Source organism: Neobacillus endophyticus (assembly GCF_013248975.1).
Taxonomy (GTDB): Bacteria; Bacillota; Bacilli; order Bacillales; family Cytobacillaceae; genus Neobacillus; species Neobacillus endophyticus.
Genome location: NZ_JABRWH010000001.1, coordinates 2,176,126 through 2,197,048, shown reverse-complemented (window position 1 = coordinate 2,197,048; position 20,923 = coordinate 2,176,126). Strand labels below are relative to the sequence as shown.

General features: G+C 38.6%; 20 protein-coding genes. 9 read left to right on the top strand and 11 right to left on the bottom strand.

All coding sequences use genetic code 11. The features are described from left to right. Positions 1-121: 121 nt before the first annotated feature. Complete coding sequence (locus HPT25_RS10670; protein ID WP_217269687.1) at positions 122-295, bottom strand: hypothetical protein; 174 nt, start codon at positions 293-295, stop codon at positions 122-124. Positions 296-610: 315 nt separating this feature from the next. Between HPT25_RS10670 and HPT25_RS10665 the strand changes: the two genes are divergently transcribed. Further along, on the top strand, positions 611-1,216 hold the full coding sequence (locus HPT25_RS10665; protein ID WP_217269686.1) for an HAD-IA family hydrolase: 606 nt from the start codon (positions 611-613) through the stop codon (positions 1,214-1,216). Between the two features lie 218 nt (positions 1,217-1,434). Here the strand turns inward: HPT25_RS10665 and nasC are convergent, their stop codons facing one another. From nasC to nirB, 4 genes are all read right to left on the bottom strand, one after another. After that, positions 1,435-3,561, bottom strand: a complete 2,127-nt coding sequence (nasC, locus tag HPT25_RS10660; protein WP_173063545.1) for an assimilatory nitrate reductase catalytic subunit NasC — start codon at positions 3,559-3,561, stop codon at positions 1,435-1,437. Next, a complete protein-coding gene (locus tag HPT25_RS10655; protein WP_173063542.1) occupies positions 3,558-5,024 on the bottom strand; it encodes a NarK family nitrate/nitrite MFS transporter in 1,467 nt (488 codons plus the stop codon). Before HPT25_RS10655 ends, nasC begins: the two co-directional genes overlap by 4 nt. A gap of 216 nt (positions 5,025-5,240) precedes the next feature. Beyond that, positions 5,241-5,558 carry a nitrite reductase small subunit NirD gene (gene nirD, locus HPT25_RS10650; protein ID WP_173063539.1) on the bottom strand — a complete coding sequence of 106 codons (318 nt, stop codon included), beginning with the start codon at positions 5,556-5,558 and terminating at the stop codon, positions 5,241-5,243. A gap of 3 nt (positions 5,559-5,561) precedes the next feature. Further along, complete coding sequence (nirB, locus tag HPT25_RS10645) at positions 5,562-7,985, bottom strand: nitrite reductase large subunit NirB (RefSeq protein WP_173063537.1); 2,424 nt, start codon at positions 7,983-7,985, stop codon at positions 5,562-5,564. 441 nt (positions 7,986-8,426) lie between these two features. Between nirB and HPT25_RS10640 the strand changes: the two genes are divergently transcribed. After that, positions 8,427-8,903: a GNAT family N-acetyltransferase gene (locus HPT25_RS10640; RefSeq protein WP_173063534.1), complete on the top strand. Its 477-nt coding sequence runs from the start codon at positions 8,427-8,429 to the stop codon at positions 8,901-8,903. Positions 8,904-9,250: 347 nt separating this feature from the next. On the opposite strand, the gene modB is transcribed toward HPT25_RS10640, so the two are convergent. Then, positions 9,251-9,907 (bottom strand): molybdate ABC transporter permease subunit, encoded by a 657-nt coding sequence (gene modB, locus HPT25_RS10635; RefSeq protein WP_173063531.1) that lies wholly within the window; start codon positions 9,905-9,907, stop codon positions 9,251-9,253. A 6-nt stretch (positions 9,908-9,913) separates the two neighbouring features. After that, positions 9,914-10,726 (bottom strand): molybdate ABC transporter substrate-binding protein, encoded by an 813-nt coding sequence (modA, locus tag HPT25_RS10630; protein WP_173063528.1) that lies wholly within the window; start codon positions 10,724-10,726, stop codon positions 9,914-9,916. A gap of 154 nt (positions 10,727-10,880) precedes the next feature. Here modA and HPT25_RS10625 point away from each other — a divergent pair, with 154 nt between their 5' ends. Further along, a complete protein-coding gene (locus tag HPT25_RS10625) occupies positions 10,881-11,813 on the top strand; it encodes a helix-turn-helix transcriptional regulator (RefSeq protein WP_173063525.1) in 933 nt (310 codons plus the stop codon). A 110-nt stretch (positions 11,814-11,923) separates the two neighbouring features. Here the strand turns inward: HPT25_RS10625 and HPT25_RS10620 are convergent, their stop codons facing one another. Then, positions 11,924-12,373, bottom strand: coding sequence for an SgcJ/EcaC family oxidoreductase (locus tag HPT25_RS10620; protein WP_173063522.1), 450 nt, complete (start codon positions 12,371-12,373; stop codon positions 11,924-11,926). A gap of 144 nt (positions 12,374-12,517) precedes the next feature. Here HPT25_RS10620 and HPT25_RS10615 point away from each other — a divergent pair, with 144 nt between their 5' ends. Then, complete coding sequence (locus HPT25_RS10615; RefSeq protein WP_217269685.1) at positions 12,518-13,135, top strand: pentapeptide repeat-containing protein; 618 nt, start codon at positions 12,518-12,520, stop codon at positions 13,133-13,135. A gap of 217 nt (positions 13,136-13,352) precedes the next feature. Here the strand turns inward: HPT25_RS10615 and HPT25_RS10610 are convergent, their stop codons facing one another. Continuing rightward, complete coding sequence (locus tag HPT25_RS10610) at positions 13,353-13,949, bottom strand: peptidase inhibitor family I36 protein (protein WP_173063516.1); 597 nt, start codon at positions 13,947-13,949, stop codon at positions 13,353-13,355. A 589-nt stretch (positions 13,950-14,538) separates the two neighbouring features. Between HPT25_RS10610 and HPT25_RS10605 the strand changes: the two genes are divergently transcribed. Together HPT25_RS10605 and HPT25_RS10600 are read left to right on the top strand one after the other, a co-directional pair. Beyond that, complete coding sequence (locus tag HPT25_RS10605) at positions 14,539-16,368, top strand: APC family permease (RefSeq protein WP_173063514.1); 1,830 nt, start codon at positions 14,539-14,541, stop codon at positions 16,366-16,368. Positions 16,369-16,517: 149 nt separating this feature from the next. After that, positions 16,518-17,429: a DMT family transporter gene (locus tag HPT25_RS10600; RefSeq protein ID WP_173063511.1), complete on the top strand. Its 912-nt coding sequence runs from the start codon at positions 16,518-16,520 to the stop codon at positions 17,427-17,429. 181 nt (positions 17,430-17,610) lie between these two features. Here HPT25_RS10600 and HPT25_RS10595 read toward each other — a convergent pair whose 3' ends face one another. Next, the gene (locus HPT25_RS10595) at positions 17,611-17,757 is read right to left on the bottom strand and encodes a hypothetical protein (RefSeq protein WP_217269684.1); all 147 of its coding nucleotides are present in this window, start codon (positions 17,755-17,757) and stop codon (positions 17,611-17,613) included. Positions 17,758-18,032: 275 nt separating this feature from the next. Between HPT25_RS10595 and HPT25_RS10590 the strand changes: the two genes are divergently transcribed. From HPT25_RS10590 to HPT25_RS10580, 3 genes are all read left to right on the top strand, one after another. Then, complete coding sequence (locus HPT25_RS10590) at positions 18,033-18,554, top strand: DoxX family protein (protein ID WP_173063505.1); 522 nt, start codon at positions 18,033-18,035, stop codon at positions 18,552-18,554. A gap of 109 nt (positions 18,555-18,663) precedes the next feature. Continuing rightward, on the top strand, positions 18,664-19,062 hold the full coding sequence (locus tag HPT25_RS10585; protein WP_173063502.1) for a (deoxy)nucleoside triphosphate pyrophosphohydrolase: 399 nt from the start codon (positions 18,664-18,666) through the stop codon (positions 19,060-19,062). 176 nt (positions 19,063-19,238) lie between these two features. Then, positions 19,239-20,069, top strand: coding sequence for an HAD family hydrolase (locus tag HPT25_RS10580; RefSeq protein ID WP_173063499.1), 831 nt, complete (start codon positions 19,239-19,241; stop codon positions 20,067-20,069). Between the two features lie 50 nt (positions 20,070-20,119). Here the strand turns inward: HPT25_RS10580 and HPT25_RS10575 are convergent, their stop codons facing one another. Further along, positions 20,120-20,794 (bottom strand): uracil-DNA glycosylase, encoded by a 675-nt coding sequence (locus tag HPT25_RS10575; protein ID WP_173063496.1) that lies wholly within the window; start codon positions 20,792-20,794, stop codon positions 20,120-20,122. Between the last annotated feature and the right edge of the window lie 129 nt (positions 20,795-20,923).

The following is a 20,923-nucleotide window of genomic DNA, read 5'->3' as shown; positions in this document are numbered from 1 at the left end:
GAATATTCTACAATTGTATCATAGGAGGAAAACTTAAAAAACGAACGGTGTCAGGCACCGTTCGTTTTTTTATTACTAAAAGAAAAAACCCCTTCATATTAAAAGGGGTACAACCTGCACATTACCTTTTTTTCTTTTTCGACTGATCGACAACCAGCTTGGTATTTTTGTTAATAACCTCCAAGGCAACTTGAACATGAACGCGTCTTTCATCCAGGTTATTTACACTTGAAACGGTTGCTTTGCGGCCTTTTATTCTAAGCTCTTCACCTACAACAGGCACACGTTTCGCCAACTGGCTTAATAATAGATTCTTATTCTCAAAAAAAGAAACGGCATACACTTTCGTCTCACCCTTTTCCTATGGGATGTGGCCACCTCCATATAAAATATAGGGTTTCGTTTAAATTTAGACCCAGTTATGCAGATAATATTTAAAGAACGATTAACATCTATGTCATACATTTTTAACAAATTAACGTTATAGTTTTAAGCAGTGGGGATAGCATGAGTGGCTATCATGGTATTTGGCGAAGGAGGAGCCGATACTTTTGCACAGGGGTGAATTTTGCGCGATTATTCACAATATGATAATCTCTTTTTTAAGAGTATGTTTTTAGAAAGAGGGATTATTATTAACGTATTATGGGATTTTGACGGCACCCTATTTGATACTTATCCAGCACTGGTTGAGGGTTTTGTCACTCTAAGCGGGCATGACCTTGATCGCAGTGAAGTTTTGAAATGGCTGAAAATTGATTCCAAAACGGCCTTTAAACACTATGGGATTAGTGAAGAACAAAGGGAAGAATATCAAAAGTTGTACAACCATTACTCGAAAATCAACAGCAAACCGTTCGAACACTTAGAAACTGCCTTATCCGCTGTTGAAAACAATGTCATTGTTACTCACCGGGATAAGGAATCAACTCTTTATCTTCTTGAGAAATTTCATTTAACAAATTATTTTAAAAAAATAGTTTCAGTTGAAGAAGAAGGCTTTACGAGGAAGCCACACCATTCATCCTATGAATATGTCATGAAAGATTATCATATTGACCTGGTTGTAGGTGACCGAGACTTGGATTTAATTCCGGCAAGGAAACTCGGCATTATAACCGTTGCCCATCAAAATCCAAACATTGAAGCTGACTTTCATATTGAAAGCTATGCGGATTTTATTCCTTCGGTTCTTGAACAGATCCGTAACAAGTAGAAGACCCCCTTAGATTGAGGGGTTCTTCTATTTGTAAAAAGATACTGATTGGTACTCGATCCATAAAGAAGCTATAGACAAGTAGTCTACAGCTTCTTTATTTACTCCTTCTTATTCGTTTAAGGAATATTTTACCAAAAGGTATAAAAGGTACCATACGCAGACGACAAAATCATGGTTCATATTACACTTTTATCGCCTTCATACCTTGCAATTCTCTAGAGTAATATAATGTTGACTGCGCAGACTTTGAATTCCGGCATTTTGGATTGTGGGTCTAAGGCATGGTTGGTCACTCTGTTGACACTTTGCAAGTCTCCCCAGTGAAAAGTCGTGAAAAGAGTGTCTTCACGGATCCCCGGTGTCAACGATGCTCTCATGACTGCACTCCCCCTCTTTGATTGGACCTTCACAAATGCCCCATCTTCAATTTGATAGTTTTTAGCAGTCTCAGGATGTATGGCTAAAAGCGGCTCAGACGAGAGGCTGCTAAGCTTCGAGCTTTTTCTTGTTTGCACACCTGTCAAATAATGATGCATGACACGGCCTGTCGTCAGAAATAACGGATACTCTTGGCATACCATTTCTTTTGGAACTTGCTGGTTGACCGCGGAGATCATTGCTCTTCCATCCTCATGAGCAAATGTTCGTTCAAATAAACTTCTTTCACCTGGATGGTCAATATCAGGGCAAGGCCAATACACCCCTTTTTCTTCCTTCAACCGCTGATACGTGATCCCAAAGTAATCTGCTTTACCACCCTTGCTAGCTACTTTAAGCTCTTCAAAGATTTCCTCAACTGCTGAATAAAGAAAGTAATCCTTTTTCCCCATTTCATTTGCAAGGTCGCAAAGGATTTCCCAATCATGCTTCGCCTCTCCCAATTTCCTGCGGGTACCTTCCCTTAGCACAACCCGCCCTTCCAGATTTGTCAATGTCCCCGTATCTTCCAAGTATGATGTCGTCGGTAAAATCACATCTGCCATTCGAGCCGTCTCTGATAAAAACAGATCGGCGACGACTAAAAATTCTAATTGACCAAGTGCCTTTTCTACGAAAATAGCATTGGGATTGGAGACTACAGGATTGGACCCCATGACAAATAGTCCCTTTATTTCGTTGGCAGCAATTTTTTGCATCATCTCATATGCAGAGACTCCTTTATCTGGCAAGTCAGCCTCCTCAATCCCCCATACGTCAGCTATATATTTCCGATGCTCTGGATGACTAATGGATCGATAGCCGGGGAGCTGGTCAGCTTTCTGCCCATGCTCTCTCCCTCCTTGACCATTCGCCTGCCCAGTAATCGCCCCATAACCGCAGCCGCGTCTGCCAATTTTCCCTGTGATTAATGCTAAATTAATAAAGTTCTTGACGGTTTCAACCCCGCTCGCATGCTGTTCTACTCCTCTTGCAGTAAAAACGATTCCTGTCCCGGCGGCTCCATATTGCTCTGCTGCACGTTCGATCACATCCACAGGGACATCTGTTAACTCAGAGATTTCCTGTAAATCGATTGACTGCAAGAACTCCTGCAGATCTTCAAATCCATTTGTCCGTTCCATGACAAAGGAACGATCCACATACCCTTTCTCTAGCATTACCTTTAACATGCCATTTACTAAATTTGCATCCATACCCGGCTTCACCTTTATATGCAAATCTGCTAGTTTGGAAGTCGGAGTTTCCCTTGGGTCAATGACGATGATAAAACTGCCCTTTTTCTTTGCTTTTAAAAAATAGGGCATGAGAGTGGGCTGACATTCCGCGATATTTGTCCCTGCCAAAATAATGCATTCCGCCTCGGGGATATCCGCTAATTCGCATGTAAGCCCCCGATCGATACCAAAAACAACATTTGCTGCTGTTGCAGCCGAAGACATGCAAAACCTTCCGTTGTAATCAATATACTTCGTTTTTAATGCCACCCTGGCGAACTTTCCAAGTAAATAGGCTTCCTCATTTGTTAAGGAACCTCCTCCGTACACGCCCAAGGTGTCATTTCCGTAATCTGTTTGAAGCTGGGAAAACTTTTCTTTAATATAATTGAGAGCCAAGCTCCAAGAAACACGGTGAAATTCATCGTCAATTTTTAATAAAGGATACAAAATCCGCTGCCCATTCACAACATGCTCGTGGGCGTTGATACCTTTAATGCAAAGTCTGCCCTCTGAAGCAGGGTCTTCTTTATTTGGTTTTACTTTAAAAACCTTCCTGCTGACAATTCGTTCCTCGAAGATCTGCATGCTGCATTGGACACTGCAAAAAGGGCATCTGGCATCATAAACATCTTCTTTATTCAGTTCTTTACTTTTTGTTAAAAAATTGGAAAGAAAGTCTTTCATACTTGATCAAGGCCCCTTGCCGCTGAATTAACAATGATATTGCTCTTACGTTCATGAAGAAGCTCTTTTTCAAATGGCTCTTTTAAGAAAAAGGCTGCTGCAAAGCAGAGGAAAGCAGTACTGCCGATCACCACGAAAAAGATTGAAGGGGTAACAAAGCTCAAAATAGTCAAAAACATAACACCGCCAATATTCCCGTATGCCCCAACCATTCCGCTCACTTGGCCAGTAATCCGCTTCTTTATAAGCGGCACCATCGAAAACACAGACCCCGCCCCAGCTTGAACAAAAAAGGAACAGAACACCGTTAACAACATAGCCAAGAATAAAGGCCAACTTGATGAAATCAATGACATTCCAATATACGAAAAGCCTAGGCCCAGTAATAGAATTAATAAAGTTTTTTTCCTGCCAAAGCGGTCGCTCAGCCAACCGCCTAGCGGTCTTGCTGCCAGATTTGTGAAAGCAAAGCTTGAGGCAATCATTCCAGCCTTGGCAACCGTTAAATGAAAGGTTTCTTCAAAAAACATCGGAAGCATGGAAACAACCGCCAGTTCTGATCCAAAAGTAATCAAATAGGCCATATTGAGAACAGCCACTTGCCGGAATGAGTATTTCTCTTCCTCTGGAAAGTCTTCAGAGAATACTTTTTTGTTATCCGACCATATTTTAGATAGACTCATGAGGTAAAAAACAGCCAATACCCCATAAATCACCGCTGCGATATTAGAGGAAATAATGGATGTACTCTGCAATTTCCAAGTGAGTACGCCTAAAATCCCATAAACAGGAAATGTCATGATCATTAAACCAATTAAATCTTTTGGAGAGGTAACCTCCATCGCTCCCATTCGCTTAATTCGTTTATAGGATTTTCCACTCGGCGAATCCTGAACGGAAAAATAATAAACGAATCCATAAACAAAAGAGATCACCCCTGTCAGAAGGATCGCGTATCTCCATCCGTTCTCTCCGCCTATCCAAAGAGCGATGAGCGGGAGTGAAAAGGCTGCAGCAGCAGAACCAAAATTTCCCCAGCCGCCGTAAATCCCCTCCGCCAGACCGATTTGTTTCTCAGGGAACCATTCCGATACCATCCGAATCCCAATGACAAACCCCGCTCCTATGATTCCCATGAAGATCCTTGCAATAAATAATTGCCAGAAACTATTTCCAAAGGCAAAAAAGAAACATGGAATACTCATAACGATTAATAATGATGAATACGTTCTTCTGGGGCCGAACCGATCTACCAAAATACCAATCATGATACGTGATGGAATGGTTAAGGCTACATTAAAACTCATTAAGATTCCCACTTCCGCTTTTGACAGGTGAAGAACCGTCATAATGGTTGTGGTGAATGGCGCCATATTAAACCACACGACAAAGGATAGAAAAAATGCAAAGGTTGTTAATAACAGAATTTTTTTATTTCCTTGGTACATATTGATTTCCTTCATGATTCCACCTCCGGCAATAAAACAGGAACAACCTTCATGTTGCGTTGTTCCTTCGGTTTTTTTGTCTGTTTAACATTGATACCATTCTTCAAGAATGGACCTCCTAATGATCTCTCTATTGAAACAAGTTCATTTTCGTTGTTTACTGTCAGATCAGTTATGCTTTCTAACACATAGTCGCTTTTACTGTCAGAAAGCCATTTCATTCAGCAAAACCTATAAGATGACAATGACTTCTCCATCTTGAAGTTCCGTTTTATAGGTTTTGACACAACCTATATCCGGGGCTTGCACCTTTCCATCTTTTAAATTGATTTTCCAATCATGCATTGGACAGAAAACATGCTCGCCACTGACCATTCCTTCTGCAAGAACGCCCCCTTTATGCGGGCATCGGTTTTCAATTGCTCGAATCTCACCATTTGCCAGGCGAAAAATGGCAATTTCATGCGCACCAATTTTGACCGTTTTACCTAACTTCTCAGGAATCTCATTCAGTGCCCCTACTTTTATCCGGTAACGAATCGCTTCCATGTATTAACCTCCCCTTTTCATATCGACAGGTACTTTCACTGTTTCATAAAGTTCTCTTTGAATCTCTCCGCTTTTAATAGCCTCCTGCCATGGATCGTTTAACACTGACAATGCTTCATCAAGTCGTTCATTCAAGGAATCTCGTGTCTCTTTATCTGCTAATACGGATTTAATATGATCCAATCCCAATCGTTCCACCCACTTCGAAGTTCTCTCCAAGTAATGGGCCGTTTCACGGTAATACTGTAAATACGCTCCTGTCATTTCTAGTACTTCTTCCTGCGTTTTCACTTTGCAGAATAGATCACCTGCTCTTAAATGAGTTCCCCCATTTCCGCCGACATAGATTTCCCATGCTCCATCTACTCCCACAACACCTAAATCTTTAATACCCGATTCAGCACAATTCCTTGGGCAAGCAGAAACAGCCATTTTTACCTTGTGCGGTGTGCTAATGCGTTCAAATTTCTTTTCCATCCGAATTCCCATCGTGATCGAGTCCTGAGTGCCAAAGCGGCAGAAGCTTTCTCCTACGCAAGTTTTCACAGTTCGAAGTGATTTTCCATAAGCATACCCAGATGGCATATCAAGTTCAGACCAGACCTTCGGAAGATCTTCTTTTTTCACACCTACTAAATCAATCCGTTGTCCTCCGGTTAGTTTAATTAATGGCACATCATATTTTTCCGCCACATCAGCAATCCTTCGTAATTCATCCACATTGGTAACTCCCCCGTACATCCTTGGAACAACAGAATAAGTGCCATCTTTTTGGATATTGGCATGGAGCCTTTCATTTACAAAACGGGAGTCCCGTTCATCTTTATAACGGACCGGATTCATCATACCTAAATAGTAATTCAGGGCCGGCCTGCATTTGGAGCATCCGTCCTCCGTTTCCCAGCCAAGGACATTCATTACTTCTCTTGTATGAGTTAAACCTTTATCACGAATTTCCTGAATGACTTCGTCCCTTGATAAGGTGGTACAGCTGCAAATCGGTTCTTTTTGTTCTGTACTGTTATACTGATCCCCTAATGTATATTCCAACAGATCTGCTACTAAGGATTTACAACCACCGCATGATCTGGATGCACTTGTGCATCCTTTCACTTGTTCAACAGTTGTCAATCCCTGAGTCTGAATCGCATTGACGATGGCGCCTTTGGTTACCCCATTACAGCCACAGATAATTTCTTCGTCTGCCATGGAAGCAACCAGGCTTCCCCCAGTCTGTTCACTTTTACCACTTTCCGTGTACTCTAAAATATCTGCTCCTTTTTTTATAAGTGCTAATAAACGATTACCTTCACTTGTATCACCAAACAAAACCGCACCGATCATTTTCCCATCCTTAATCAGGATTTTTTTATAGGTTCTACTGTAATCGTCATAGGCCATCATCGTTTTTACTTGTTCGTTCCCGAAAATATCACCCGCGGAGAATACATCCACTCCCGAAACCTTTAATTTCGTTGATACTGTGGATCCTGTATAAGGGGAGGCCTCCTGCCCGCAAATCCTTTTTGCTAAAACCTTTCCTTGTTCATAAAGCGGGGCAACCAGGCCATATACTATTTCTCTATGTTCCGCACATTCACCGACAGCGTAAACATTTGGTACTTCAGTTTCCAGCCAATCGTTAACAAGAATCCCCCTGTTAACCGGTATCCCGCTATCTTTTGCTAATTGAATATTTGGCCTGATTCCAACAGCCATAACAACTAGATCCGCAGCTATTTCTTCACCATCACTGAAACGCAGTCCCTCTACCTTTTCACCGCCAAAGATTTCTTTTGTTTGTTTTTCAAGATAGAAGTTCATCCCTTGTTGTTCCAGTTCTTTTTGCAGCATTTGCCCGGCTGTTTTATCCAGCTGCCTTTCCATCAGGCAATCTCCGAGGTGGATGACACTTACTTCCATACCTAAATTCAAGAGACCGCGTGCTGCTTCTAAGCCTAGTAATCCGCCGCCAATCACAGCGGCCTTTTTATGGCTTTTTGAATATTCCAACATTTTTTCACAGTCTTTGATATCACGAAAAGCCGTAATCCCTTCTTTATCTGCCCCTGGAATTGGCAGCATAATAGGCAGCGAACCAGTGGCGATAATTAATTTATCGTATTGAACCTGCCGGCCCTTGCTTGTAATAATGAATTGTTCATCAGCTTGAATGCTGACAACCGTTTCCCCAGGGTATAAAAGAATTTGATTCTTTTCATACCACTCCCAATCATTGATGGTAATATCTTTAATCGAAGTATCCCCCTGCAAGACCTTTGAAAGTTGAATGCGATCATAGTTGGGATGTGGTTCACTTCCAAATATCGCTATTTCAAACATGTCCGGTTCCAGCTTGATTATCTCCTCAATACAACGCACACCTGCCATCCCATTACCAATCAGCACTAATTTTTGCTTTGTCACAACTTCTCCTCCAATCAACTTCCATTTCGTTTAAATATAAACAACATGTTAATGTGAATTTTCTGACCAATCAACAAGCATGTTACAAAATCTAACATGTTTTTTAATTCCTCATTTTCCTATGTTTGGATTTTTCCTTCATTTTGCTAGGTTTGAAGGGCTTGTGATAAAGTCATTAATGAAAATAAATATCTTTATTTATTGACCAAAGACCTTTTTATCATTTAATTCGGGGGCAAAATGTGCTCTTATTTACCAAACTGTCTTGTTTTTTCCTCTTCTTAGACAACAAGATCCACTTTTCTGTTTCGCCCTATCATTCATGCTGTGATTAAAAAATGTATGTCAGAAAATCTGACAAACTAGTTGTTTAAAAAGTCATCTTCATATTACAATTCGATTAAAAAATGTCACCTTTTAACGGGAGCGATTAATACGAAAATGGAGATAAAAATTGCTGAGGAGAAGGATGTCCCAATAGTTTATCAATTGATGTTAGAGGCATTTGAAGAATATCGTTTTCTTGAGGTTCCCTCAAGTGCATTGAATGAATCGTTAGACGCACTTCAAAACACGATAAAGAGTCACACAGAGCAAGCAATTGTATGTACAGTCAATGAGGTTCCCGTTGGTTCCTGCCGATTTAAGCTGAAAGAGGATGCTCTGTATTTTTCACGGTTGTCTGTAGCAACTAAAGCAAGAGGTAAAGGTGTTGCCAAGGCTATGTTAGGTTGGCTTGAAGAACATGCTAAAAAAAATTTAAAAGCAAAAATAGAATGCCGTGTCCGGGCATCCTTACCAAAAAATATTCGTCTCTATGAATCCCTGGGTTATTTTACTTCAAATGTGACCGTCATAACTAATCCCAATGGTATTTCAGTAAAAACGGTTTTCATAGAAAAAACGTTAGTAGATTAAATCATGATACCTTTTTCGAAAAACTAGAAGATCTACTAGTACCATCAGTCCATCATTTTCCTGCCAACTGTATTCTCTCTATCAATCATCATTTTCGAAAAATCTGTCAAAAACAGAACTTTTTTGGCTTCCAATCGTAAAACCTATTAGATTTAGCCATTTCTAGAAGACATCTGTTTAAATGCTCACAAAAGGATGTACAGGGTGGTTAAGAAAATCGGGGTTTTATTTTTTTATATTTGCAAACATCCGGTGAAATTTTCGTTATCTGGAAAATAGAAAACTAGTACCTTCCACAAATGAACACGGAGGCATTCCTCTTTTAGGAATGCCTCCGTTATGCTGTATCAGGATTTTATGAAATGCACACATATTAACATGAAAAACGATATAACGATCATGCTTACTACCCATAACCACGCCCACTCCATATTACCTGAATCAATGGCGATATAAATAGCGGTTGGTATTGTTTGTGTTTTTCCGGGGATGTTTCCAGCAAACATGAGAGTGGCCCCAAACTCCCCCAACGCCCTGGCAAAAGCCAAGATTGCCCCCGAAACAATCGCTTGAAGGGCCAGCGGGATCGAAATCGATACAAATACTCTCATTTCATTCGCCCCATCGACTCGGGCAGCCTCTTCGATTTCCTTATCAATAGCGGCAAATCCTGCTACGGCTGATTGATACATTAAAGGAAATGCCACGACAGCGGAAGCTATAACAGCCGCCCACCAGGTAAACATGACGGGCTGCTTAAAAATAAATTCCACCAGTTGACCAATCGGACTATTTTTCCCAAAAATTATAATTAACAGGAAACCAACTACTGTTGGCGGCAATACGAGCGGCAAAAGAAATAAGGTATCCATAATTGCTTTCCCTTTGAATTTCTTAGCCGCTATAATTTTCCCTAATAGCAGCCCTGACACGACTGCCAATATTCCTGCCACAAATGCGATCTCAAGTGATAATATGATGGGGCTCCAAAAATTTTCTGCCATTTGAAATTATTTTAGTCCTTTAAACCCGTACTTTTCGAAGATCTTCATTGAGGTTGGATTTTGAAGATAATCGTAGAAAAGGGCAGCCTCCTTTGGATGGGAACTGTTTTTGATCATGCCCAATGGATAAATAATCGGGTCATGTGTATTTGCATTTGCAGTTGAAGCAATTTTTACTTTTTGAGAAATTAAGGCATCTGTTTTATACACAATTCCTGCATCCACATTTCCCGTTTCTACATATGTAAGTACCTGTCGGACATCCTTTCCGTAGACTACTTTCCCTTCAATCGTATTCCAAATATTTAATTTTCCTAAAGTTTCTTTGGCGTACAACCCTGCTGGTACAGCCTCAGGGGTTCCCATAGCTATTTTACCAGCTTTCGTGAGGTCTTTAAATGTTTCGATCCCTTTGTTTGAATCCTTTGGTACCACCAGGACAAGCTCGTTTCCTAGTAGATTAGACGACTGTTTCTTTTCAATTAATCCTGCTTTTACTAATTTATCAAATTTGTCTTCAGCTGCGGAAAAGAAAAGATCGACTGGTGCCCCTTGGGAAATCTGCTGTTGCAAAGCACCGGATGCACCAAAATTATAGGTTATTTTCACATTCGGATGTTCTTTCTCAAAATTTGATTTAATAACATTTAAAGCATTTTGCAAACTTGCTGCTGCAGAAACTGTTAATTCTACAGTTTTTTCAGAAGATGCCTGTTTCTTTGTGTCTGTTTTTTGCGTTTTTTCACTTGTTGAACATCCTGATACAACAAGCATTACCATCAAGATCGAGAAAATTAATACGTTAATTCTTTTCTTCATCATTGTCTCCCTTTCAAACTAGTTATAATTATTTATAACTAATTATAACTAGTTATAATGGAAAAAAATATAAAAAAAATCACATTTTATATTTTATATTAAAATTCTTCTTTTTCTCATACGATACGGTACAATAAAAAATGGAGGGATGTACATGTCGAAAGAACGATCCTATACGATTGAAGAAGTTTCTCAGCTTTTAAAAGTATCGAAACTAACCTTATATGATCTTGTAAAAAAAGGGGAACTGCCAGTATTCCGTGTAGGAAGACAGATGCGAATAGATGCAAATGACTTGGATCAATACATAAATAAACATAAGACGAACCCAAACACAGCATTGCACGCCCCTACTTCCGAGCATCATACCGAAGCAAAGACATCCCCTAACATTGTGATTAGCGGACAAGACATAGTGTTAGATATTCTTGGTAAACACATTGAAAAACATTCAACATATAAAACATTACGTTCCTTTTCAGGGAGTTTAAACAGCCTTTTCTCTATGTACAATGGGGAATGTGACATTGTCAGCTTGCATTTATATGATGGTGATACAGGCAAGTATAACCTGCCCTATGTAAAAAAAATTCTCGTGGGATCTCCTATTATCTTAATGAACCTCCTTTTAAGAAAAGCAGGTTTTTATGTAAAAAAAGGAAACCCTTTAAATATTACTTCCTGGGCTGATTTAAATCGGGAGGATTTAACCATTATTAATAGAGAGAAGGGCTCAGGAGCACGGATTCTTCTAGATGAACAACTTAGAATCAACGGAATTTCCCCAAGAAATGTAAGAGGATACCAGCACGAGGAGACTAATCATTTAAGTGTAGCTTCCGCCGTCTCTACCGGAATGGCTGATGTTGGAGTGGGGATTGAAAAAGCGGCGAAAATGGTGGGAATTGATTTTGTTCCTTTAATAACAGAACAATATGACCTGGTTATGCTGAAAACACCGGAAACTGAAAGCCTCATAAACACTATAAGTAAAATATTATCCTCTACGCAGTTTCAGTCTGAAATAAATTCATTGGGGGATTATGATACGTCCCATACAGGAAAAATAATATATGAAACATTCTAAAATAAACAGGCAGCATTCAGCAGCCTGCTTATTTTGTGAGCATCCATTTAAATTATCGTTCTATGATATATGAATTATGCTTATAAGTATTTTTCAATGAACTTAAGACCTTACTTTATTATTTCTCTTAACTCTTCCGTCATTTGCTCAACTAACTCAGGTCTGCCATGAAATTGAGCCGGAGTATTTTGAAAAAGATCAATTCGCCATTGATTGTTGTCCTTAACTGCAATCAAAGTTTGATGAGCATTTACGGCAGGATTGATATCTGTTTTACCAGGAGGAATCATCCCTGCAAAGGCATATAAAATAGCAGCATCACTTCCAAAAGGCCGGATCTCTGTAACCTTCGTAATATAGGATGCAGTGGGATGGTGTTCAAAGATAGGGCGTAAATGCGAAAAAATTTCCTCGCAGCCAATCACCTTACTGCCATCATATCCAATTTGTATTCCCTGCTCTGTAAACAGGCCAGCCATTCTTTGAGCATCCCTATTATTCCATGCATCAATTAGTTTATGATAAAGATGTTTGATTTCATCACGTAAAGAAGTATTCACGTAATTTCCTCCTTAAAAGATATTTATATTTTCATGGTATATCATACGGGTCAAATTGGACATACAAATCATCTTCTAATGTAATCCAAGGTTATCCTTATGATACACTAGATGATATATTTTCGAATGAAGGGAGTTTTTATGATGATTGAACCTGATTTAATTATTGAAAATGAAGTGTTAAATGAAACCATTGATTTAAGTGAGGTTGAACCGGGAACAGTTTATAAAAACTGCCAAATTACTTCTACATATCGATCACCGCAAATAAAAGAAAGCAAATTTGAACATTGTGAATTTTTAACAGAAGAGTTAAATGACATAGAAATGCTGGATTGTATTTTTACTAATTGCAACCTAGCCAATATCGCCTTACGACATGCAGTTGTTTATCGTACCATTTTCGAAAGCTGCAAACTGCTAGGAAATGATTTTATCGGATCAAAGTTTTCAAATGTGAAATTCATCGATTCTCACTTAAGATATATCAATTTCTCTGATAGTAATCTAAAAAGTGTTTTATTTGAGAACAGTGATTTAACAAGTGCTTATTTCCAAGAAGTAAAAATGAAAGAGGTTCATTTCAAAAGAAGCGTCTTAAACGAAGTAGACTTTTCAGATACAAACCTTAAAGGAATTGATCTTTCGAATGCCGACTTTGAGAGTATAATCCTAACACCGAACCTGCTACGCGGCCTTAAAATATCTTCAACCCAGGCTCCAGTTATTGCTGCACTATTGGGCATTACGGTTCGTTATTAATTTATATAAAAAACGCCAAGCCCGATAGATTAAGGACTTAGCGTATTTTTTCGTTAAAAAATGGTGGTGGAATCCTATATTGGGATAAGAAAAGGAAACAATCAACAAAATGTCAGCACCCTTTTCTCCCACCCCTGTTTATAGTTTATTCATACAAACATTATGAACATAGCAAACTGCCATAACAATGAAAGCAAAAATACTTTGACCTGACTATCTAATTACTGAAGAAGATGGAAGACGCTTGATCATTCCAAGTGGAACCGACATAGCTGACATTGATGCCGGATTCTACCCAAAATCTTGATCCTCCGTAATTAATATCCCAGCATAGAACTGTCCAGTTATGATTGTAACCAGCTGTTAACGAAGAGATTTTGTCATTCCAATAAGATCCCACCCAGCTAATATTACTGGAAGCTCCGAAGGAATTTCCTCCATAGTTTATATCTTGATAAAAATACGAGTTATAGTAAACAGCTCGGGGTGCAATGGCATTGTTTTGCATGTTCTTATTACGGGCAGCAACAGCACTCTTCAAATAAGCATTTAAGTTGTTTTTACTTGTAAATCCATAGATTACTCCCTTTGACTTTGCAGAGTCATCGAAAACAAAATCAGTTACGTTCTTTACATGAGGATCGGCTTGAGTATATTTAACACCGTTAATCATAATAGGCACGCCTTTTAATTGGACCATACTTTGTGTTGAAGACATTTGTTTTGAAACTGAGGCTGGTGTTGTAGCAGCAAAAGCAGAAATAGGGATGACCACCAAAATAAAAGTCAGCAATGCCATAACAATTTTCTTCAAGAAAACCCCTCCTAGATAAGATTCATAACAAACCTTATATTACCGATTCATCAATTTGACAACAAGTTACATTTTTACCATTTATTGGATTTACTATTATCCTTGAAATACTTACTTTATTTTCCAATCCTTTTTTTATAAAACAACAAAATAGGATTATCGTCATAAATATTTGTTAATGTATTTTACTGTTAGAACGGTGTCTACACCGGTAATCATTGTCATCCAGACCAGTAACTTATTTCTACTGGAGCAAGGCAGTCTTTATCTCATATGGCCAAATTATTATTAACTCCTGGTGATGAAGCAATAATTGTAGCCCTATTACACATGGGATCTGGCCCTAAACATAAATAAAGAGCACAATTCTTGCTACAGAATCGGGCCCGATTAAGGACTTTTTTTGTTTATAAAGCGGCGGCCCACTCACTGGAATGTTGGTAAGGAAGAAAAATGAGATTTTTGTTTAGAATACATATGGTTAAACAAGGAAATAGTAACAAATACACAATTGAAAATTAGAGAATGAATGTAAATCCAATAGACATATTTTAATTTCTTAATAAGGGTTAATTTTGGAGGAATTATAATGACAACTCAATCACTAAAAAGGATCATCTTAGGTCGCCCATTAAAATCAAGCGAAGCCGAAGCTGAAAAAATGCCCGTTTGGAAGGCATTACCGATTTTATCATCAGACGCTCTTAGCTCAGTCGCATATGGTACTGAGATGATTCTGCTGGAACTTGCAACTGTTGGGACGTTTGCGTTCTCTTTTTCTACCCCCATTGCTATTGCCATCATCCTGCTAATTTTGATCCTCATCATCAGTTACCGACAAGTGATCGATGCCTATCCTCAAGGCGGCGGGGCTTATATGGTGGCAAAAGAAAACTTAGGGATGAATTGGGGACGTTTAACGGGAGTTTCTTTACTGATTGATTATACACTAACCGTAGCTGTATCCATCTCCGCTGGAGTTTTAGCAATAGTTTCGGCCTATCCAACGTTGGCTCGTTACACGGTGCTTTTGTGTGTCATAATGATTTGGTTTATGGTTTGGATGAATTTAAGAGGTACATCGGAATCAGGAAATATTTTTGCTATTCCGACCTATTTGTTTATTCTTTCGATGCTAATACTGATTGTCAGAGGTTTATTTGATTGGGTAACTGGAAATGCTCCTACTGCACAGCATTTATCTATTCCTGCTTCGTTGCCGAAAACACTAACATGGTTCGTTTTATTAAAGGCCTTTTCTTCTGGCTGTTCTGCGGTCACTGGAATTGAAGCCATATCAGATGCTGTTCCACATTTTAAAAGTCCAGCACCAGGAAATGCCAAACGGACACTGGTTACATTAGGTATAATTTTGGCTATAATTTTTGGCGGGATAACACTACTTGCAATGATATATGGAATTAAACCCGATGAAACAGGTAAAAAATCAGTTTTATCTATGTTAACAGAAGGCATTGTAGGACATGGTGTATTTTTCTACTTTGTTCAATTAGTAACCATGGCAATATTAACTTTAGCGGCAAATACCAGTTTCAACGGGTTCCCAATATTGGCTTCCATTATGGCACAAGATCAAAATTTACCTCGTATGTTTAGCAATCGAGGAGATCGTTTAGCCTTACACTTTGGGATTGTAACATTGGGTGTACTGGCAACCATTTTATTAGTTGTTTTCAAAGGACGGACTGAAGCGATTATTCCTTTGTATGCAATCGGGGTATTTTCATCCTTTACGATTTGCCAATCTGCTTTGGTACTAAAATGGATAAAAGAAAAATCAACAGCTTGGAAGCGTAAATCATTCATTAATGGTTTGGGTGCTATTGTATCGTTTTTAGTATTAGCTATTTTTAGCATTACAAAATTTTTGGAAGGTGCATGGATTGTTATTGTCATTACGCCAGCCTTGCTTTTCTTATTATCTAGAATCAGTAAGCATTATGATAATGTAGCAAAACAGTTAAGAGTTGACTTAGATGAGCCTCTTCCTGTTACAGAAACACTTATTATCGTCCCGGTTGCAGGAATCCATAAGGTAGTTGTATCGACCGTAGCTTACGCAAAGTCTTTAACCAGTAATGTAGTTGCTTTTTATGTTGCCTATTCAAATGAAGATGCCAAAAGGATCGAAGAAAGATGGGAACAATGGAACCCCGGAGTTCGATTAGTTGTCGTCGTCTCTCGTTACCGCACATTAGTGAAACCATTGGTAGAATTTATCGGGCGTGTTGAAAATCGTTACAAAAAGAAAAAAATCACAGTCCTATTACCTCAATTTATCATTCATAAGTGGTGGCATCATTTACTACACAATCAATCGGCACTTCGTATTCGTGCAATTCTTTTGAATAGAAAAGATGTTGTGGTTTCAACGGTTCCGTTCCATTTGAATGAATGACAAACAAAAGCAGACCCCCAATCCCTATAAATGGATTGGGGGAATTTTTTATTAATTTTCTAATAATAATCTCCAAACAATCTTTCATTTACAATTATGTTCCATCCATGATACGCTTGGAAAGATTAAAGGGAAATGGAGGATTACAATTGAATACAAAAGCATTTAGCATAGCCCTCCTAACAGTATTAATTTGGGGTTCTTCTTTTGCAGCGATTCGAGTTGGATTGAAGGGTGGTTACTCGGCAGGTCATTTAATTCTGATCCGCTACCTTATTGCGTCCCTTTTATTTGCGGTATACGCCTTGCTGCCTGGTGTTAAGTTCCGTCTGCCTAGAAAAGAGGATCTTCTTAAAATATTAATTCTTGGCTGGATTGGCATCAGCATCTATCATATTGGAGTGACCTTCGGTGAACGAACCGTTTCAGCTGGAACCGCTGGAATGCTGATTGGATCGGGGCCAATTTTCACTTCCTTATTGGCCATGTTTGTTTTAAAAGAACGTCTCGGAAAATGGGGCTGGATCGGATTAATCATTGGTTTTGTCGGTATTTTCATTATTACTTTGGGATCATCAGGAGATTCCTTTAAGATTTCAAAAGAAGCCTTCTTCATATTAGTAGCAGCTTTTGCCACTTCCGTCATGTTCGTCTATCAAAAGTCATTATATTCCCGATACACATCCATGGAATTAACAGCTTATTTCACATGGGCAGGTACCTTGCCATTTTTCATTTTCTTCCCAGGGATCTTTCATGATATTCAACATGCTACCTTGGAAGCAAGTTTTTCCGCCATATATATTGGAATTTTCCCAACAGCGATTGGTTATGTTACATGGGCCATAGCCCTGGCGGCAGGAAAAGCCAGCTCTGTTTCTAGCATGTTGTACCTTGAACCTATCGTTGCCATCGTGGTTGCCTGGTTCTGGATTCATGAGTGGCCAAATACCATTTCCATCATTGGCGGAATTATTGCCATTTCAGGGGTTGTCGTTGTGAATTTGAAAGGAAGAGAACGTGCCGCGGTTTCCGAAAATACTCCATCAAGCACCATTTGATGGAGCATTTTTTTTTGAATGCCAGGTAACTTTACCACCCAATCGAAGAAGAGCAAAAAATACTTTAAATCAATAGAACAGTTAATAACAGTAGAAATATCACTTCAGCAAAACTCTATCCATAAAAATTTGTCCATGAAAAATAGTCTTCTCACAACGAGAAGACTATTTTAGTCAAATATTAATGAATGCGGATCATTTCGTAAATATCTTCATCATGATGAACTCTGGTATGCTTGGACTCAAGACGTTCGAATTCTTCGATTTCGCTTCTTTCATTTAAGTTACTAAACAACCATGTTTTAAGCTCATAAAAAATATCAAACATCATGGATTCCTCCCTGATATGTAATGAAATATTGCCTTACACTCTTATTATAATTGTGAATACTTTCACATGAAAGGGTTTACATAAAAGGCGGAATAGGAAAAAAACATAGAAAAATAGGAAAATTCCATCTCTTTTTCAATAATCATAAAACGTTCAAACCTTTTTGAATAGTATGTGAAGCATTGAAATCACCGCTCAAAATCTCAAATTAATCAAATATAATAACAGTGTAAAGAAGTTATTAATCCTATTTTTAAAAAGGGGTCCTTTATATGTTCAACAAATTTCTAAGAGAGAACAAAATTGCGGCATACCTTCTCACAGTCTTGCGATTGTATCTCGGATATGAATGGTTAACAGCGGGCTTCCATAAACTGACTGGCGGTTTTGATGCAAGTGGCTTTTTAAAAGGCGCCATCGCCAATCCCGTTAAAGGTCCGGATGGCAGTATCGTTTTTGGTACATTTGTAAGCTTCTTAAAAAACTTCGCTCTGCCAAATGTTCATATATTTAACGTATTAGTTCCTTGGGGAGAATTCCTTGTAGGTTTAGGTTTAATCCTAGGATGTTTAACAACTGCTGCCATGTTCTTTGGCTTGATGATGAACTTTGCATATATTATGGCTGGAACCGTTTCTACCAACCCATGGGATATTTTACTCGGTGTGTTCATTCTAGCTGCCGGACTCAATGCAGGACGCATCGCTCTAGATAACTGGTTGATTCCTGACATTCGCCAATTTGCTGCAAAAGAAAAAGCCTACTTTACAAGAAAAATTAAACACACCGTGTAATCTCAAAAGTGCCTCACTCTTTTTAAAGGGTGGGGCACTTTTATGCTTGTGAAGAATCTTATTCCGAAAAGTGATATATTGTTTGTAAATCATCCAAAGGAGGATTACTTTGAAAAGAAGCATAAAAGTTGTCGCAGCCATTATCGAAAATGAACAACATGAAATTCTCTGTGCCCTTAGGTCACCAGAAATGTCACTTCCTAATAGGTGGGAATTCCCAGGCGGTAAAGTAGAAGCGAATGAGGACATTTTCTCTGCATTAGAAAGAGAAATAGCTGAAGAGCTGGGTTGCAGAGTCGAAACCTTTAAAGAAATATTTAATGAGCATATTCAAGAGTACGAAACATTTGTTATTCATTTACTTTCGATTAAATGCAGGATAATTGAAGGATTTCCTACAAAAAGTGAACACTCTACTCTCATTTGGTTAAAAAGAGAAAACTTAAAGTCGTTAAAATGGGCTTCAGCGGATATTCCAGCGGTGGAACAATTGATGAATGAAAAATAGTTCTCTCAACACAAGAAGACTACTTTTTTATTTTTAGTTCCTCCCTATACCCCGGTCGGTCAATAATTCTTGCTATTTCCTTTCATTTTTCACAAGGTTTTTTTAAAAAAATAATTTAAGATACATGTTTGGTACATACTTAAGAACAATTCTTTCGTATAGAGGTGAGATTTTACATGCTTAAAGATATAGAAGTCATCGTTTTTGACCTGGACGGAACACTATACGAAGATACCCATCATTTTGACTTTTATGCGGACCGTCTATGTGAAAAGCTAGCCCCAACTAATAAGGAACATTTTTATAAGGATTATCAATTGGTTAAAGAGAATAAGCATCCATTAAAAATAGGGACGGTATATGATGCTAATCATGATTTCATTTTAATTCAACAGAATGGGAAAGTACTTCGAGCGGTCAATTGGGAAGGAGAAAAAATATCCGATAATGTGGTAAAAGAACTTTATCCAGGTGAATTAAAATTTAATCTCCATTCGCTGTTTAGCGTAGGGGATTTTTGGTGGGTTCCGGCTTCAATTGCAAGACATTATGGTCTATCTGGAGTATCAGCTAATCAATCATTTTTACAAACAAGGGAATACATGATGTCAGCTGATTTTCAGATGAAGGAAATTCCCAGTTTTAAAGATACACTTTTTTCCTTAAGTAAAAGAAAAAAGCTTGTGCTTTATACAAATTCCCCGCAAAAAGATAGTGAAGTGATTGCGAAAAAGCTTGGGTTTTTGGAGTGTTTCGATTATAAGATATTTGAAGGACAGAAACCCGTGAGAACCGAAGAAAATTTTATAAAAATTAAAGACCATTACCAACTACCATTTTCTAAAATGCTTAGTATTGGTGACAATGCCATTAACGAAATTATTCCCGCAAAGAAATTAGGTTGTAAAACGATTCAGATTGATGCTCACGAAATAGGCGACCAAGCTCACGCTGATTATGTAGTAAAGAATATTGCCGGAGTTGTAGAATTACTAAAAAAAATGTAAACCGCTCGGATGAACCTAAGCGGTTTACTTAATCGATATGTTCTTAATCCCTATAGATTAGGGATCTGCCAATCGATCTCCTCCATGCCGATATCACGCAATATCGCATTCGCTCGAGAAAATGGTTTACTGCCAAAGAACCCTCTATTAGCGGAAAATGGACTTGGATGTGGAGACTTTATGATGTAATGCCGAGAAGAGGTAATCAATTGTTGTTTTTGTTGGGCAAAATTCCCCCAAAGGATAAACACAACCGGTGTTTCTCTTTGGTTCAATGTTTCAATGACTTTGTCCGTAAACATCTCCCACCCAAGGCCTTTATGTGAGTTTGGAGTTCCTGACTGGACAGTTAAGACCGCATTCAGCATCAGCACTCCCTGCTCAGCCCACTTCACGAGGTACCCATTATTAGGGATATAGCATCCCAGATCAGACTGAAGCTCTTTATAAATATTTTGTAATGATGGTGGAATTCCCACTCCGGGTTTTACTGAAAAACTTAACCCATGGGCCTGTCCAGGACCATGATAAGGATCCTGACCGATAATGACTACTTTTGTATGGTGAAACGGAGTGAAATGCAGCGCATTATAAATATCATGCTGGTTTGGATATATCACTCTCGTTTGGTATTCCTCCCATAAAATTTCCCTCAAACGTTGATAATACGGTTTCTCGAATTCTCCTTCAAGTAAAGGAGCCCAGTCATTTTTTAAAATTGCCATTGCCTTTCCACACTCATTTCTAAAGTTGTTAAGCCATTTTCATTATAAGAGTGAATATAAGGAGTATCAATGAAAAAGATTTTGTATTATGTGCATGGATGTATTAGCAAATAGAATCAACTAGTATCC